Here is a 16569-nt window from a genome sequence, read left to right as displayed (position 1 = left end):
CTTACTTGATCAGCCCGATGACAATGACGTTGCCATTGGGTGTGGTGGAGCCTCCGGTGAAGAGGTTCGGATCTGCGGAATACCCCACGAAAGTGCCGTATAGCCCCTTCTCGCTCCCGCTGAATACGTTGGTCGGGTCATACTTGGCCTGGCCGGTAAAGTTCCATGCCTGTAGCTTGAAGCCTGCCCATTTCTCGATGTAGTACTGCACGTTGCTGCCGAGGCAGGTTCCGAATTGCGCCGCGGGCATTCCCTTGCAGGTGTACTTGTACACAGGGAGGGCGACGGTCGAGTTGGCAAGCGTGGGGTTAATGGACGGGTTGAAGAGGTCCATGCAATCGTTGGGAACTGCCCCGCCTGCACTGGTGTAGCTCCACTTCCCAACTTCGGCGGTGACCTTGCAACCAACGCCTCCATCAGGGTTCAGCCAGGCGAAACCGCCGGGAATGATCTGGTTCGATGGGTTGAGTCCATTGCAGTCCTGGGCGCCACCGCCACCCCCCTGGGTGAGGATTTTGTGGGGCATGCCGTCGTCATCGAATTCGCACGTAGCGAAGGTCAACGGGAGGATGGATATGCCTTTTGTAGGGTAGAGCCACTTTGCTGTTGCTGTGGCGCCCACTGTCACTGGGGGAGCGTTGAGTACGCTCGCGAACATCTTGGTGAGGAAGCCTGCGTTAGTAGTGCCGTCCTTGGTTGAAGTGGTGACCGAAACCTGGCCAGCAACTGAGAGGTCCACGGACTGAACTGTCGACTTTGAGTCAAGGGAGTTGCTGTTGGCCAAGGCGGCCGCCAGAGCATCAGCGTCAGCCTGTGCGCAACCCGATTCCGCGCACAGATCCACCCCTGCCAGAGCGCCGGCGTCAGCCCCGTTTTGCAGCTGGGCGCGCTCGGCATAGATCTGGCCTGCATCCACGGCGAGTGCGCCTGCACCGATCAGTGCCAGCATCATTACTGCTACTAGTGCACCGGCGGCCCCACGCTCTCGGGATTCAGGGTTACGAGTCAACCGCCGCATCGCATTGCTCCTACTCCGGTCAGGGTTACGGAACTTCCAAACAACCCGGTCATTGTTGGCGAACTGTAAGTAATGGTGACTTTCATTGTGGTATTCGGAGTGCAGGCGGTAGGTGCGAACGTGTACCCGAAGGTCCCTGTAAGTCCAGGGGCTCCAGCGACTGCCGCAGCTTTGGCGTCGGTTTGGTTGTTCTTGACCGCCATCGTTCGTGCTGCTTCGCGGGCCGCCTGCGTTACTGAAATTTGGGCGTTGTAGGCGTGAGCGAATTCGACGATTCCGGTGATAAGAGCCAGCAGCAGCGGCGCGACCAAGGCGAACTCGACAGCTACGGCGCCACGGCTCTTGTGGTCCGTGCTTTCCTTGCAGGTCTTCTTCAACGGATCCCCCGAGGATGGTTGGAAAGTTTCGAAGTGTGCCGTGCACTCAGGCACGGCACACTTGCGGAAGGTTTCGACTACCAGGTACCGACTGTGGAGCCAAGAGTCGAGAACCAGTTGTTCAGAGCGGTACCGAAGGCGGTCACGCCAATAATGATGAGCAATGCAATGAACGCAACGAGAAGTGAATATTCAGTGGCGGTAGCGCCCTTTTCAGATGCGGTACGTTCCTTGATGCCGGCAACGAAAGCGAGCAAGGAGACCATTAGTGCAGTCATTTGAGTTCCTTTTTCAGTGAAATTGGTGCCGATGCGTAGTGTCGGTCAATCGCCCCAGTCGATCGATTGGTTGCAGCGCGGGGTTTGATTCTGGGCACTGCGTGAGCCGAAGTGTGCCGTGCCTTATCCCAAGTGAACTGACCCGGCACACTTCGGGTGTGTGTTTTTTACCAGGTTCCGACTCGAGATCCGAGGGTTGAGAACCAGTTGTTGAGCGCGGTGCCGAAGGCGGTAACGCCAATGATGATGAGCAAGGCGATGAACGCAACGAGGAGCGAGTACTCCGTCGCAGTTGCGCCTTTTTCTGAGCTGAAGCGGTCCTTGACTCCGGAAACAAAGGCAAGAACGGAGACCATGAGTGCAGTCATTTTGGATTCCTTAATTCGGTGAAATTGATGTGGATTATTTCAACGAATTTCCAGCGGCCCCCATGATTCCTTAGCTGCTGGACTTTCGCTAGCTAAAGAATTGCACCGCGGCACAGGGCCAACAATGCGTAGTGGTACTCGACTTTTTGCTGGCTATTGTTCGGGCGTACGCGACGACCGATTTCGAGTACTCAGTTTTTGGCTTGTGTCAGTACTTGGGGCGGTCCGTTGTGGTCCGCCCGGGAGCATCCCGGAGTCCGGGTCAGCTCAACCTGAGACGAGGGAGAGTGCAACTGTCGTTGCAAGCATTGATGGGCCGAAGGCCACTTCTGTCGGCTTATTGGCCCGCTTCAACCTCAGCATCAGGGCGGACGCAATTCCTCCAAGAATGAAGCCAAGCAGGCCGCCGTAGAGCAAGTGGCTCCAGCCCAAGTACCCCAAGTAGAGGCCGACCGGGCCCGCCAGCTTTACGTCTCCCATTCCGATGCCCTGAGGAGAGATTAGGCCCAGAATCAGGTAGATGACGAACAGGATTGCACCGCCAGCTACGGCTCGAACGACGTCGCTCCAGGGTTCCCCAGCAATCGTAGATGCCGAAAGGAGAATGAGGCCGCCGAATAGAAGGGCCAATACCAGCTGATTCGGCAGCAGATGAAGTGAAATATCAATTCGTGCCAGCTGGATTCCCAGTATGGCGAGAAGCATAAATGCCGGCAGCTGCGCGTCATTCCCGAACCGGAGCGCAAAGGCGATGCAGACCGCTGCGGTGACAGCCGCCGTCGTAACCCGGACCCGGGTAGCAGGCAGTCCGCCAAGCCGGGGGAGGAGCCTGGCAATGGCCAGCTCTGCAAGGGGTGCAAGGATGAATCCCAGGAGTCCGATGACCGCCACAAACAGTGGCTCGGAGGTGCCGGCATTGCCCAAAGAAATCACTGAGTCCCCTTGCGTGCATAAGGCCGGCGGGTGGCGACGGAGCGTCCGGCTACCCCATTTTGACCCTGAGGCCCGGTTCAAGCTAACATTGGTAGTCGTTGTGCGTGTCCTTTCTCGATGATGCGTGCCCGCTTGAGAATCCGGTTGCAGGATAACTACTCAACGAGCACATTCGGGACCTCAGGATGACTGGTTACATGGAGCCCTCACCTCTGTTCCGGTAGCGCATAGATAGTAGGTGCACACGCTTGAGTGACACCTAAACAAGAACGCCAGAACAAGAACGAGGCAAAAACCGTGCGTACGTACACCCCGAAGCCCGGCGATATCAACCGCCAGTGGCACGTCATTGACGCCACAGACGTTGTCCTTGGTCGTCTCGCGAGCCAGACCGCAATCCTGCTGCGCGGCAAGCACAAGGCCACCTTTGCGTCCCACATGGACATGGGCGACTTCGTCATCATCATCAACGCTGAGAAGGTAGCCCTGACCGGCGCCAAGCTGGAGCAGAAGCGCGCATACCGCCACTCCGGCTACCCGGGCGGCCTGACCTCCGTCAACTACGCGGAACTCCTGGAGTCAAACCCGGTCCGCGCCGTTGAGAAGGCCATCAAGGGCATGCTCCCCAAGAACTCCCTCGCTGCACAGCAGCTGGGCAAGCTGAAGGTGTACCGCGGTGCAGAGCACCCGCACGCTGCCCAGCAGCCCAAGACGTTCGAAATTTCCCAGGTCGCCCAGTAGTCCTGGCCACCAAACAACTTATCTATACAAGGAGAATCGTGGCTCAGAACGAAGAGACCACCGAGGCCGTTGTGGCTGAGGAAAACCCGACCAGCTACACCTCGGAGAGCGGTCCTGCAGAAGCAGAAGCGCCGAAGAAGGAACGCCCGGCACTGACCGTAGCCGGCGCCGCAGTTGGCCGCCGCAAGGAAGCTGTTGCCCGCGTGCGCATCGTCCCCGGCACAGGCAAGTGGACCATCAACGGCCGCGCGCTGGACAACTACTTCCCGAACAAGCTGCACCAGCAGGACGTCAACGAGCCCTTCAAGATCCTCGATCTTGACGGCGCCTACGACGTCATCGCCCGCATCCACGGTGGCGGCATCTCCGGCCAGGCTGGGGCCCTGCGCCTCGGCATCGCCCGTTCACTGAACGAGATCGACACCGAGAACAACCGCGCCACCCTGAAGAAGGCCGGTTACCTGCGCCGTGACGCACGCGTCATCGAGCGTAAGAAGGCTGGTCTCAAGAAGGCCCGTAAGGCTCAGCAGTACTCGAAGCGCTAATCCGCTTGCACGGAAGCCCGTCCCGCCATTGGCGGGGCGGGCTTTCTGTCGTACTGCGTCATTACCTGGCCGGCGCCTTGTTCCGGAGATCGAAGACTTCGGCTCCATCAACGATTTCAGACTCGAACGTGTGCTCGACCCAAACTGAGATTTCTTTCAATGTTGAGCTTCGGCCAGGAACGTCCAAGTGGCTTTGCTGCGCCACGAGGTAGCAAATATTCCCTGACTCCACATCTTCCTGGAACTGCTGCAGCGTCGGGCTGGGATCCACTCCCATGAACCCCGATATCGACATGATGGGCTTGCCGACAGCCAATTGATATTTGGCCGCAGTCTGCCCTGGATACGTAGCTGCAGCCCAATGGCAGTTGGTGGCCCCGCTCAGACGTGCGATCAACGCTTCACCGGGCTCAAGCCCAAATCCCAGTTCCTGCGCCCACAATGGGTCCCCTTTTGACGCGCCTTCAAGAAAGCGGCTGATGGTGACCTCGCTTTTTGTCACCGGGCCGGAGAGTGGATTGGATCCCGCATGCGGCGAAGCCGCGTTGTACACCGATACAACGGACGGCGCCGCCAAAAGCGCCAAGACAAGTAGACCAACTGCAACCTTATCGATCCACCCAAAGGGTGGCTTGATGGCGATCAACACCGAGCCGACGCACCCGACAATCACAATGGCGGGTCCAATAAAGTTGGGCCAACCGCTTCCAGCGTTTAAGATGGCTGCAGCAAAAGCCGAGCCTAGGAACCCTGTTACGCAAATGGACAGACGTGCGGCGACGGTAATCCGACAACTGATAAGCACGTCGACGGCCACGCCAATGACTAAGGTCAGTGGCGGCACCATAGCTGCGGTGTAATACGTATGTATCTCATTACCCATAAAGCTCAGCAAAACGTAGGTAGTCAGAAACCAGCCCACGCCTGCGACTGCAGTCGCCAACTTGCCAGGCTCGGCCATCAACTGCCGCCAATTCATGGCTATGATGAGGCACGCAAGCAGCGCGACGATGAGTAGCCACGATCCCTCTTGGGCGAAATTCGCGTTGAACAGCCGGAACAGCCCGGCATCACTTTTCTCTGAACGAAAGCCTTCGGGAATCAGTTGGATTACTGGATCCTCCTGAGTGCTGATTATGCGCTCTATGCCGTTGTAACCGACGGTCAACTGAATAATGCTGTTGCTCGGTGATCCGCCGACATACGGGCGGCCCGAAGGTGGAATTAGCTCCACGATGATCATCCAAGCCGCGCCGGAGACCAGCAGGGCTGCGAGGCACGCGAACCCTACACGAAGTCGATGCCACAGGGGCGATCTGCTGGCAAGCAAAAAAGCAGCGCCCAGAGCCGGGACACAGAGCAAGGCCTGAAGTTGCTTAGTCATGAAAGCCAGTCCGAGCAATGTTCCTGCCCACACTATGGTTCGTATGCTGCCGGAGTCCACTGCGCGCACCACCAGGTAGGCTGCAGCGACCATCAGAAGCAGCATCAAAGGATCAGGGTTGTTGTATCTGGAGAGAAGCGTGATTATTGGCGTGGTGAAGAATACTGCCGCAGCGCCGATGGCCGCGGGGGCGGAAAAGTTCCGACGCAGCAACGCATAAATAAGGAATGTAGTCAACACTCCCGTCGCAGCCTGAGGTGCCATCATACTTTCGGGGGAGAACCCGAAGATCCGGGCTGACAGGCCCATGATCCAAAGGCTCAGGGGCGGCTTATCAACAGTTATTGAATTGCCCCAGTCCAGGGACCCGAAGAAGTAGGCCTTCCAGTCAATGGAGCCAGCTTGGACTGCTGCGCTGTAGTAGGCGTTGGCCCAGCCGTTGATGCCAAGATTCCAAAAGTTCAGCGTTGCGTTCACCGCCAGAACGATGAGCAGGACAGGCCGTTCCCACGCCGGATCCCGAGGGCGCCCGGTCCAGAGCCTGTTCCACCCGCGTCGGGGCCTGCTCTGCCGTTCCTCAGTCTCGAAGGTCGTAGATTCTGACACCGTCAATGTGCTCCCCCTCGAAGTTTGACTGAACCCAATCCGTGATGGCAACAGCATCCCGTCCCAGCGGGATTTCGTCCACTATCGGCTGTTGCCAAATGAAGTACGCGATTTTCCGGTCTTCAACGAATGCCTTGAACTGAGCGAACGTCGGAGCCGGGTCGTCTCCGAGCCACCCTCCGAGTGCTATTACCGGCCGCTGGGATGCGAGCTGGTACTGCGCTGCGTTCTGCGCGGTGTATGTTGCCGCAGCCCATTCTGATCCGCTGGACTCCTTGAGCAGGGCTGTCACATCCGTGGACGGCTGGACTCCGAATCCAAGCTGTCGGGCCAATGGGGGGTCACCGCGCCGGGCGGCATCTAGGTGGGCGGACAGCGCACCAGGGCTGTTCCCTACCGGACCGGACAATGGGTTGGTCCCTGAGTGTGAATTGGACAAGGTGACGACGTCGGTTGCCACCGGGGCCAGCACCATCGTCAGCGTGACCAGCGCGAGGGTTGCGAGCCGTTGGAAGTTCGTCGAGGCACACATCCAGCCCGCCACTGCGGGGACGGTTGCTATCGCCACTGCCAACGGCCAGAAGCCCCAGTCATTGCTGTACTCGAAGATCCGGATAGCGGTGTAACCCGTCCCGATCAATAGGACTGCGCCAATCAACTGCGGTACCAGCCGCTGCCGTTGCTTCCAGAGCAGGTGAAGGCCCAAAGGCACCACAATTGCCACAGGAGCCGCGATGGAAAAAACGTAGTAAGTGTGCGTCATCGTGCCCATGAAACTCAAGACAGCGGCTACGGAAATCAGCCACGCGACCCCCCCGGTCATGAGGCCTGATGCGGGTCTGGTCCCCTCCGCCTGCCGCCACAGCAAAACCAGGGCGAGGGCGCATGTCAGGGCAGTAAAGAGCAGCCAGGCCCCCTCCGGGGCAAAGTTTGCATTGAACAACCTGCTTAGGCCGCCGTCAAACTCGACCGTTGGATCATCAGGGGCGGCTGCCAGGCCGGACTGGGGATCTGTGCTTAACCGGAGGAAGCGCGCCAGGCCGTTGTAATCCAGGGTGAGCTCAATGACACTGTTCAACGCAGATCCTCCGACATACGGGCGGTTCCCAGTTGGAGTCAGTTCCACCACGGCCATCCACCAGCCGCCGCTGACCACCAATGCAGTGAGTGCGCCCAGCAGCCTGACGAGGCGTGAACGCAAGGGGCCGGCCCCAAAAAGGAGTATAGCCAGCACAAGCGCCGGGATGGGGAGGAATGCCTGGATCTGCTTTGCCATGAAGCCCAGACCGAGCGCTGTTCCTGCGAGCAGGTACCAGGACCAGCGGTTGTCTTCCACTGCACGAATAACGAAGTAGGCGGCGGCCACGGTCAGGAGCCCCATGAGAGGCTCTGGGTTGTTGAACCGTGACATGAGCACCACAACGGGGGTTGTCGCATAGATCAGGCCACCCAGCAGTGCCGGAGCGGCTGGGTGGCTGCGCCGGATGATCTTGTAGATGAGCCAGGAGGTGGCTATGCCCATGAGCGCCTGTGGCACCAAAATTGCCCAGGAGTTAAGCCCGAAGAGCCGCACAGAGAGTGACATGATCCAGACGCTGAGCGGCGGCTTGTCGATGGTGATCAGGTTGCCGGCGTCGAGGGATCCGAAGAAGAGGGCCTTCCAGTCCTGGGATCCGGCCTGGGCGGCAGCCGAGTAGTAGGGGTTTGCCCAACCGTTGCGGTCGAGGCCCCACAGGAATGACGCGGCGGTACCCGCGAGGAGGACAATTAGTCCGATTCTTTCCCACGGCAATTGCCTGCGAGCAGCATGGACGCCGTGGGGAGCCGTGGTCCGGCTCGCCGCCGCGACACTCAACGGACGGACTCTCCAGCGGGCCGCAGCGCAAGCACGGCGGACCGTTCGTCACTGCTGCGGACCCTGAAGACCCAGATCCGGAGAAGTACGAACCGCATCAACGTTGCGAAGATGTTGGCCGCACTCAGCGTAAGAAGTTCCATGCTAGGCGTAGCATCCAGGTTTACGGAATGAAGCACCAACAGCGACGAGGACGTAATGGCCCAGGCCAGCAGGAAGAGGATCAAACCTTGGAATTGCTGAGTGAAGAGTTTCGCCGGGCCGCTGATACCAAAGGTGAACCTACGGTTGGCCGCAGTGTTACCGACGGCCGTCAGCAGGAGTGCCAGGAAATTCGCCTGCTGCGCCCCGAACGGGCCCTGGAGAACCAGGTAGAGCAGTGCGAAAGCGAGGGTTGAAACGGCTCCCACCAGGCCGAAGCGGATTACCTGGCCAAAGAAGCTGGGCCGGCCGGGCGGGACGACTGGGCGCCGTCCAAGCTCGGCATAGATGGCCTGAACCGGAATCGAACCCTTGACCAGAGAACCTGCCACACGGACCATGCCGCGGATGTCGTCCAGGGCCGTCTGCCTGATGTCCACTCGGCTGTCGGGGTCATCCACCCAATCGACCGGAATTTCGTGAATGCGCAGCCCGGAACGCTCGGCAATAATCAGCAGTTCGGTATCAAAGAACCAGCCATTATCTTCAACATGCGGAAGCAAGCGCCTTGCGACGTCCGCCCGAATTGCCTTGAATCCGCACTGAGCGTCGGAAAATCGCACCTGCATTGTCCGGCGAAGCAGGAAATTGTAGGAACGGGAAATGAATTCCCGCTTGGGGCCGCGGCTGATGCGGGAGCTTTGTCCGAGTCGTGTGCCGATGGAAATATCCGAGTGCCTTGACAATAGCGGTGCCACCAATGGCGGCAGCGCAGCGAGGTCAGTGGACAGATCAACATCCAAGTACGCGAGGACTTTCGCCTCCGAAGCTCCCCAAGCATCCCGGAGAGCGTACCCCCGTCCCTTTACTTCCAGACGGCGGTACTCCACGTTGGGCAGATGCTCGCTGAGCCGAGCTGCAATCACCGGAGTCCTGTCAGTGCTTGCATTGTCCGCAATGGTGATTTTCCACGTCGAAGGCATTTCGAGCGTCAGATATTCGGCGAGCCTTATGATGCTGTTCTCGAGTACCGCTTCCTCATTGAAAACCGGTACCACAATTTCGAGCGCCAAGCCCCCATAGCTAGGTGTCATGCATCGAATAGTAGGGGCCGGCTAAGACCAGTGGCGAGGCTTTTTGGCAAAGACAGGTACCACCCTAAAAAACCAAGTAGTCCGCGTGATCAGTCCGCTTCGAGGACAGGTAATGGGGTCAGGAGAACAGGTAGGCGCGGCCGTTGACGACGGGCCAGGAGGCCTTTTGGCCCCCATCCTTTAGACTTGACCCGATGTCTAGATTATTTGGAACAGATGGTGTCCGGGGCCTGGCTAACGGCCTGTTGACTGCCGAGCTGGCGATGAACCTGGCCCAGGCGGCCGCCGTCGTGCTTGGTCATGACCGCAATACCAACGGCACCCGGCCCCGCGCCGTGGTGGCGCGGGATCCCCGCGCCAGCGGGGAATTCATCGCCGCCGCCGTGGAGGCAGGGCTGTCCAGCTCTGGTATCGACGTCTACGACGCCGGAGTTCTCCCGACGCCGGCCGCGGCCTACCTCGTGGCAGACCTCGACGCCGACTTCGGCGTCATGATCTCGGCCTCCCACAATCCGGCCCCTGATAACGGCATCAAGTTCTTCGCGCGCGGCGGCCAGAAGCTTCCCGATGACGTGGAGAACGCCATCGAGGAGCAGATGGGTAAGGAGCCGCAGCGACCCGTCGGCAGCGATGTTGGACGGATCCAGCGCTTCTCCGATGCTGAGGACCGCTACATCGTCCACCTCCTGCAGACGCTCCCGCACCGACTCGACGGCCTGAAGGTTGTGCTGGACTGCGCGCACGGGGCCGCCAGCGGCTGCTCACCCCAGGTCTTCAAGGACGCCGGCGCTGACGTCATCGTCATCGGCGCCGAGCCGGACGGCCACAACATCAACGACGGTGTGGGCTCCACACACCTGGGTCCGCTCAAGGCCGCCGTGCTGAAGCACCGAGCCGACCTCGGCATCGCCCACGACGGCGACGCCGACCGCTGCCTCGCCGTGGACCACGAAGGCACAGAGGTGGACGGTGACCAGATCATGGCGATCCTGGCCGTCGCCCTCAAAGCCTCAGGCAAGCTCATCGACGATGTCCTGGTGGCTACTGTGATGAGCAACCTCGGTCTCAAGATCGCACTGCGCCAAGCAGGCATCACGATCCGCGAAACAGGTGTCGGGGACCGCTATGTCCTTGAGGAGATGCGCGACGGCGGATACAACCTCGGCGGCGAGCAGTCCGGCCACGTGATCTTCGCTGACTACGCCACCACAGGCGACGGCGTCCTCACCGGGCTACAGCTGGCCGCGCAGGTCGCCCTGACGGGACGGACGCTCAAGCAGCTCGCCACTGTGATGACCAAGCTCCCGCAGGTACTCATCAACGTCAAGGGCGTTGACCGCACCCGCGTGGGTAGTTCCGACGCGCTGGCGCAGGCCGTGGTCCTGGCCGAAGCCGAGCTGGGCGATAACGGACGTGTCCTGCTCCGCCCCTCAGGCACCGAGCCCGTAGTGCGGGTCATGGTGGAAGCCGGCGACGAAGCCACGGCCCAGTCCGTCGCCGAGCGCCTTGCCCAGGTTGTCCGCACCGAGCTCGCGCTGGAGCTGGTGGCGGACTGACCCGGAAAGCACCAAAAAAGAATGGCCGGCCTCCGCAGGGAGACTGGCCATTCTCCTTTGTCAGCGGTCGCTGACCTTCAGCGCATCCCGGATTTCGGTAAGCAGGGCGATCTGCGGGTCTTCCGCAGCCTCTTCCTTGACGTCCTTGTTGATTCCCAGCTTGCGGTTACGGAGCTCGATCATGTGGTTCATGGGAAGTACCACCACGAAGTAGATGGAGGCGGCCACCAGCACGAAAGAAATGATGGAGGAGATGACGGACCCATACATGAATCCCTCCCACTGCATCTCTTCAACGCCCTTGGCACTGAACAGACGTCCGATCAGGGGCGTCAGCAGGCCCTGGACGATAGAGGTCACGACGGAGCTGAATGCGGCACCCATCACAACGGCTACGGCAAGGTCAACGACATTGCCCTTCATAATGAAATTCTTGAATCCTGTCAGCATGAGTACCAAGCTAGCGCATCGCCGTTAACAGGGGATGACGCCCCTGCAACACATCAGCACGGTGTTCAGGCGTACCCCGGCGCCGCGTCCACGCCGAAGTACTCCTCCACAGTGCTGATGCCGCGGTTCACCATGTCCGTGGCCGCCTCCACACCGACGTACCGAAGGTGCCAGGGCTCGTAGAAGTAGCCGGTAATCGGGTGGAACATCCACGGATACCGCACCACAAAGCCAAACCGGTGAGCGTTCGCCTTCGCCCACACTGCCGCGGGCTGATCCGCGAAGCAGGGCTGGAAGCCGCACGCTCCGCCGCCGTCGCCGATGTCGAAGGACCAGCCGGTCTGGTGTTCCGAGTAGCCGGGCCGGGCGCTGGCGGTGTCGGCATCGGCCTGGCCGCGGGCCGCCACATAGCCGTTGTACGTGGCCACCTGCGTGCCGTGGGACCGGTATCCGCTCGCCAGCGTCATGGCGACGCCGTCCTGCGCGGCCGCGGCGAACATCGCTTCCGCGGCAACCGCCGTTGTGCTGTTCAGCAGGGCCGCTTCGCCGGAAACGGCCAGCCGGACGTTGGGCTGGACCAGATCTGCCGGAACGTAGTCCGCCGGCGCCAGCGGACGGTGTTTGTTGACCACCAGCCACGGGCTGGCCGGATCCGTCAGCGAGAACTGACGGGGGAGCGCTGCCGACGGCGGCACGGGAGCCTGCGCAGGCGGCTCAGCTGCCGCCGTCGTGCTTTCCACAGCTTGGGCCGCCACGGGGGAGGGGGACGCGGAGGCCACTGCAGGTGCAGGGGAGGACGACGACGGCGCCACCGCGGCGGGTGCCTCCGGCGTGCACGCTGCCAGCACGGTCAGCCCGGCACCGGCGGCGAGGAACCGCGCGAAGGACCGCCGGCTGGCCCCCGAAGGGACGCTGCCTGCCACGCAGCCGTGGCACACCTGTGTTAAACCTTCCGCAGGAGCATGCGGCGGATGGAGTGGTCCGCGTCCTTGGACAGAACCAGCTGGGCGCGGCCACGGGTGGGGAGGACGTTTTCCTCCAGGTTGGGCTCGTTGATGCGCTTCCAGATGTCCCGGGCGGTGGTCTCCGCTTCGGCGTCGGAAAGCGTCGCATAGCGGTGGAAGTAGGACTCCGGCTGCGCGAACGCGGTGCTCTGGAGCTTGCGGAACCGCTCCACGTACCACTCCTCGATGTAGGAGGTCTTGGCGTCCACATAGATGGAGAAGTCGAAGAAGTCACTCAGCGCCAGGCCCTGCTTGCCGTCATGGCGCGGGCGGGCGGGGGCCAGCACGTTCAGGCCCTCCACGATCAGCACGTCCGGGCGGCGGACCACCACTTCCTTATCCGGAACGATGTCGTATGTGACGTGGGAGTACCAGGGCGCCCGGACTTCCTCGGCGCCGCCCTTGATCTCGCTCACAAAGCGCAGCAGGGCGCGGCGGTCGTAGGACTCGGGGAAGCCTTTGCGTTCCAGCAGTTGGCGGCGCTTGAGCTCGGCCAGGGGATAGAGGAAGCCGTCCGTGGTGATCAGCTCAACGTTGGGGGTGCCGGGCCAGCGCCGCAGCATCTCCCGGAGCACGCGGGCGATGGTGGATTTGCCCACGGCCACCGAGCCGGCCACACCGATGACAAACGGAGTGCGCTGGGTCTGCTCACCCAGGAAGGTGGTGGTGGCCGCATGAAGCTGGCCCGCGGCCTCCACATAAAGGTGCAAGAGCCGGGACAGGGGCAGGTAGACCTCGCGGATCTCCTTCATGTCCAGGGGATCGCCGAGGCCACGCAGACGGACAATGTCCTCTTCGTTAAGGGGCTGCTCCATCTGGGCGGCGAGCCGGGACCAGGTCTGGCGGTCCAGCTCAACGAACGGGGAGACACCCTCACCGTTCGCTTCGTTGCGTTGCAAAGTCACCTTAGAGATTCTGCCCCTCGCGCGGCTGAGAGCGAAATGGAGCACCCTGTTGTAACGACTTACCGTCAGGATGATCGGATTCGTGTTGCGCTGACCTCAGGTATTTTTGCTCGCGCGGATGGCGCTACTTTATGCCAAATAATCCATAATTATCTTGATCTCAAAATAATTGCAGATAGGATTGGATTCATGATTCTGAATACCCCTAACCCATTCCGGCCCGGCGCGGGTCGGGTACCTCCTGAACTCGCTGGCCGCTCTGCAGTACTGGCTGACTTCATGGACACGCTCGTAGCCGTAGCCGCCGACGGTGAGGGGGAGCGGCCATGGATCATCTCCGGCCTTCGGGGTGTTGGTAAGACTGTGCTGCTGAACCAATGCGCTCGAAACGCCGTTGATGCAGGCTGGGTCGTCGTCAAGCTTGAAGCATCCGGCAGCCAGCCGCTGGCGGTTCAGCTGGCCAAAGAAATCTACGTCGCCCTACGCAAAGCGGCCACGGTCTCCGAGAAGGTCAAGCGGTCATTCCGTGAGGCCTTCGCCGTCTTCCGCTCGTTTCAGCTCAAAGTCGACCCGGCCGGCACGTACGGTTTCGGGTTCGACATCCAGGCCGCGGCAGGGAAGGCTGACAGCGGCCAGCTCTCAACAGACCTTGCCGAAATGCTGGAATCGCTGGGCCTCGCCGCTCGTGCCGCCGGAACGGGAGTTCTGCTGGCTGTCGATGAGCTGCAGGAAGCACCAAAGGAGGACCTGGAGGCGCTCAACGTCGCCTTGCACCAGCTCGGCCAAGATCCGCGTCCCGCGCCGCTCATGTTCCTCGGCACGGGCCTCCCGTCGCTGCCTTCCGTCCTTTCCAAAGCTTCCACCTACGCAGAGCGCATGTATCTATACCGAACTGTGGGGCTCCTAAGCGACGAGGACACCAAGGACGCCCTCGTAACACCATCGCAGCGGGAGCGCGTGACCTGGAGCGAAAATGCCTTGGTTGTTGTCCTGAAAGCATCCGGCGGGTACCCATATTTCGTCCAGGCCTGCGGCAAGCACATCTGGGATGTTGCGGCTTCCCGGACAATCGACGCAGATGATGCACGCATAGGGATCGGCAGGGCCCGCGACGAAGTGGACGCCGGACTCTACAACTCACGCTGGGAAAGGGCGACCACTGCCCAGCAGGAGTTTATGGCTGCCATGGCCCAGGACAACGACGCCCCTTCACTGGTCAGCGACATCGCTACACGGCTGGGCAGGGTTCAAACCGCGGTGTCCGCAGCGAGGCATTCACTAATCCACGCGGGTCTCATCTACGCCCCACGCCGCGGCTATCTCGCCTTCACCGTTCCTGGGATGGCGGATTACATCAGCAGGTTTGGGCGTGAGCCTCGTCACGCGGTTTAGATCTCAGCGCAGCTGCCGATAAGCTGGGGCCCATGTGTGGAATCGTTGGATATGTGGGCCATTCTGACCGTGGGAATTCCGGTCACAGCGCGTTGGATGTAGTCCTTGAAGGATTGCGCCGCCTTGAGTACCGGGGTTACGACTCCGCGGGCGTGGCGGTGGTCTCTCACGGGTCCATCGAGTCCCGGAAGAAGTCCGGCAAGCTGAGCAACCTCCTCGCCGAGCTGGAGGAACACCCGCTGCCGGAGACGTTCACCGGTATCGGCCACACCCGCTGGGCCACGCACGGAGGCCCCACTGACCAGAACGCGCACCCGCACCTGGCCGACGGCGGCAAGCTGGCCCTGATCCACAACGGCATCATCGAAAACTTTGCCGAGCTGAAGCTGGAGCTCGTGGCCAAGGGCTACGCGTTCGAGTCCGAGACGGACACCGAGGTCGCGGCCGTGCTGCTGGGTGATATTTTCCGCAACAAGCTGGGTGGTGTTGCGTCCGGCGGCGGCCTGACGCTGGCGATGCAGCTCGCCTGCCAGCGCCTTGAGGGTGCTTTCACGCTGCTTGCCGTGCACGCGGACCAGCCCGACGTTGTGGTGGCTGCACGCCGTAACTCACCCCTGGTGGTGGGCCTGGGCGAGGGCGAGAACTTCCTGGGCTCGGACGTGTCCGGGTTCATCGATTACACCCGCCGTGCGGTGGAGCTGGGCCAGGACCAGATTGTCACCATCACCGCGGACACGGTGGAGATCACCGATTTCTATGGCGCCCCGGCCGAGGGCAAGGAATACCACGTGGACTGGGATCCGGAATCGGCGGAAAAGGGCGGGTTCCCGTCCTTCATGGAGAAGGAAATCCATGACCAGCCCAATGCCGTGCTGCAGACCCTGCTGGGCCGCTCGGACGTCAACGGCAAGCTGACCCTCGATGAGCTCCGCATTGACCCGCAGCTGCTGAAGAACATCGACAAGATCATTGTGCTGGCCTGCGGCACGTCCGCGTACGCCGGGCAGGTGGCCAAGTACGCCATCGAGCGCTGGTGCCGGATCGCCACCGAGGTGGAACTCTCCCACGAGTTCCGCTACCGGGACCCGATCGTGGACGCGAACACTCTGATCGTCTCGATCTCCCAGTCCGGCGAGACCATGGACACCCTGATGGCCGTCCGCTACGCCAAGGAACAGGGCGCCAAGACAGTCTCGATCTGCAACACCAACGGCTCCACGATCCCGCGTGAATCCGACGCCGTGCTCTACACGCACGCCGGCCCGGAAATCGCGGTGGCCTCCACCAAGGCATTCCTGGCCCAGATCACCGCCGCCTACCTGCTGGGCCTGTACCTGGCGCAGCTGCGCGGGAACAAGTTCCAGGGCGAGATCAAGGACATCCTGGCGGACCTGAACAAGATCCCGGCCAAGATCCAGCGGATCCTGGACAACGAGGCGCAGATCAAGGAACTCGGCACGTCCATGAAGGATGCGAAGTCCGTGCTGTTCCTGGGCCGCCACGTTGGCTTCCCGGTGGCCATGGAAGGTGCGCTGAAGCTCAAGGAGCTCGCGTACATCCACGCCGAAGGGTTCGCCGCCGGCGAGCTCAAACACGGCCCGATCGCGCTGATCGAGGAAGGCCAGCCCGTGTTTGTGGTGGTCCCGTCCCCGCGCGGCCGCGACTCGCTGCACGCCAAGGTGGTCTCGAACATCCAGGAAGTCCGGGCCCGCGGCGCCAAGACCATCGTGATCGCCGAAGAGGGCGACGAGGCCGTGAAGGCCTACGCCGAGCACGTTTTCTACGTCCCGGCGACGGACACGCTGCTGGCACCGCTGCTCAGCACGGTCCCGCTGCAGATCTTCGCCCTGGCCCTCGCCTCGGCCAAGGGCTACGACGTGGACCAGCCCCGCAACCTCGCCAAGAGCGTCACCGTAGAGTAA

Annotated in this window: 16 protein-coding genes; 5 read left to right on the top strand and 11 right to left on the bottom strand. The window is 61.4% G+C overall.

The features are described 5' to 3' along the window. Nucleotide 1: 1 nt before the first annotated feature. The 5 genes from ACVWY0_RS02320 to ACVWY0_RS02300 all read right to left on the bottom strand — a co-directional run bounded on the left by ACVWY0_RS02320 (nt 2) and on the right by ACVWY0_RS02300 (nt 2974). Nucleotides 2-1018 carry a pilus assembly protein TadG-related protein gene (locus ACVWY0_RS02320; protein WP_485835270.1) on the bottom strand — a complete coding sequence of 339 codons (1017 nt, stop codon included), beginning with the start codon at nt 1016-1018 and terminating at the stop codon, nt 2-4. Next, complete coding sequence (locus tag ACVWY0_RS02315) at nt 1006-1395, bottom strand: TadE family protein (protein WP_485835269.1); 390 nt, start codon at nt 1393-1395, stop codon at nt 1006-1008. The genes ACVWY0_RS02320 and ACVWY0_RS02315 overlap by 13 nt, the downstream gene beginning before the upstream one ends. A 77-nt stretch (nt 1396-1472) precedes the next feature. Next, entirely contained in the window at nt 1473-1673 is a 201-nt protein-coding gene (locus ACVWY0_RS02310; RefSeq protein WP_485835268.1) for a Flp family type IVb pilin, read from the bottom strand. Between the two features lie 167 nt (nt 1674-1840). After that, on the bottom strand, nt 1841-2041 hold the full coding sequence (locus ACVWY0_RS02305; protein WP_252614161.1) for a Flp family type IVb pilin: 201 nt from the start codon (nt 2039-2041) through the stop codon (nt 1841-1843). Nucleotides 2042-2308: 267 nt separating this feature from the next. Beyond that, a complete protein-coding gene (locus ACVWY0_RS02300; protein ID WP_485835267.1) occupies nt 2309-2974 on the bottom strand; it encodes a prepilin peptidase in 666 nt (221 codons plus the stop codon). Nucleotides 2975-3271: 297 nt separating this feature from the next. Between ACVWY0_RS02300 and rplM the strand changes: the two genes are divergently transcribed. Both rplM and rpsI read left to right on the top strand, forming a co-directional pair. Beyond that, nucleotides 3272-3715, top strand: coding sequence for a 50S ribosomal protein L13 (gene rplM / locus ACVWY0_RS02295; RefSeq protein ID WP_058931751.1), 444 nt, complete (start codon nt 3272-3274; stop codon nt 3713-3715). A gap of 38 nt (nt 3716-3753) precedes the next feature. After that, complete coding sequence (gene rpsI / locus ACVWY0_RS02290) at nt 3754-4260, top strand: 30S ribosomal protein S9 (RefSeq protein WP_056344277.1); 507 nt, start codon at nt 3754-3756, stop codon at nt 4258-4260. 61 nt (nt 4261-4321) lie between these two features. On the opposite strand, the gene ACVWY0_RS02285 is transcribed toward rpsI, so the two are convergent. The 3 genes from ACVWY0_RS02285 to ACVWY0_RS02275 all read right to left on the bottom strand — a co-directional run bounded on the left by ACVWY0_RS02285 (nt 4322) and on the right by ACVWY0_RS02275 (nt 9340). Then, on the bottom strand, nt 4322-6121 hold the full coding sequence (locus tag ACVWY0_RS02285) for a glycosyltransferase family 39 protein (protein WP_485835266.1): 1800 nt from the start codon (nt 6119-6121) through the stop codon (nt 4322-4324). 100 nt (nt 6122-6221) lie between these two features. Further along, complete coding sequence (locus tag ACVWY0_RS02280; protein WP_485835265.1) at nt 6222-8105, bottom strand: ArnT family glycosyltransferase; 1884 nt, start codon at nt 8103-8105, stop codon at nt 6222-6224. Next, the gene (locus ACVWY0_RS02275; protein WP_485835264.1) at nt 8102-9340 is read right to left on the bottom strand and encodes a bifunctional glycosyltransferase family 2/GtrA family protein; all 1239 of its coding nucleotides are present in this window, start codon (nt 9338-9340) and stop codon (nt 8102-8104) included. Before ACVWY0_RS02275 ends, ACVWY0_RS02280 begins: the two co-directional genes overlap by 4 nt. 194 nt (nt 9341-9534) lie before the next feature. On the opposite strand from ACVWY0_RS02275, the gene glmM reads away from it, so the two are divergent. Next, a complete protein-coding gene (gene glmM / locus ACVWY0_RS02270) occupies nt 9535-10896 on the top strand; it encodes a phosphoglucosamine mutase (RefSeq protein WP_485835263.1) in 1362 nt (453 codons plus the stop codon). A gap of 60 nt (nt 10897-10956) precedes the next feature. On the opposite strand, the gene mscL is transcribed toward glmM, so the two are convergent. The 3 genes from mscL to coaA all read right to left on the bottom strand — a co-directional run bounded on the left by mscL (nt 10957) and on the right by coaA (nt 13255). Continuing rightward, nucleotides 10957-11346, bottom strand: coding sequence for a large conductance mechanosensitive channel protein MscL (gene mscL, locus ACVWY0_RS02265; RefSeq protein WP_104062597.1), 390 nt, complete (start codon nt 11344-11346; stop codon nt 10957-10959). Nucleotides 11347-11411: 65 nt separating this feature from the next. Further along, a complete protein-coding gene (locus ACVWY0_RS02260; protein ID WP_485835262.1) occupies nt 11412-12269 on the bottom strand; it encodes a M15 family metallopeptidase in 858 nt (285 codons plus the stop codon). A 20-nt stretch (nt 12270-12289) separates the two neighbouring features. Beyond that, a complete protein-coding gene (gene coaA, locus ACVWY0_RS02255; protein WP_485835261.1) occupies nt 12290-13255 on the bottom strand; it encodes a type I pantothenate kinase in 966 nt (321 codons plus the stop codon). Nucleotides 13256-13291: 36 nt separating this feature from the next. On the opposite strand from coaA, the gene ACVWY0_RS02250 reads away from it, so the two are divergent. Both ACVWY0_RS02250 and glmS read left to right on the top strand, forming a co-directional pair. Next, nucleotides 13292-14647 carry an ATP-binding protein gene (locus tag ACVWY0_RS02250; RefSeq protein WP_485835260.1) on the top strand — a complete coding sequence of 452 codons (1356 nt, stop codon included), beginning with the start codon at nt 13292-13294 and terminating at the stop codon, nt 14645-14647. Between the two features lie 32 nt (nt 14648-14679). Next, the gene (gene glmS, locus ACVWY0_RS02245; protein WP_485835259.1) at nt 14680-16569 is read left to right on the top strand and encodes a glutamine--fructose-6-phosphate transaminase (isomerizing); all 1890 of its coding nucleotides are present in this window, start codon (nt 14680-14682) and stop codon (nt 16567-16569) included.

Source organism: Arthrobacter sp. UYNi723 (assembly GCF_054057635.1).
The sequence above is the reverse complement of the archived record's forward strand: the minus strand, read 5'-3'. Positions and strand labels throughout refer to the sequence as shown.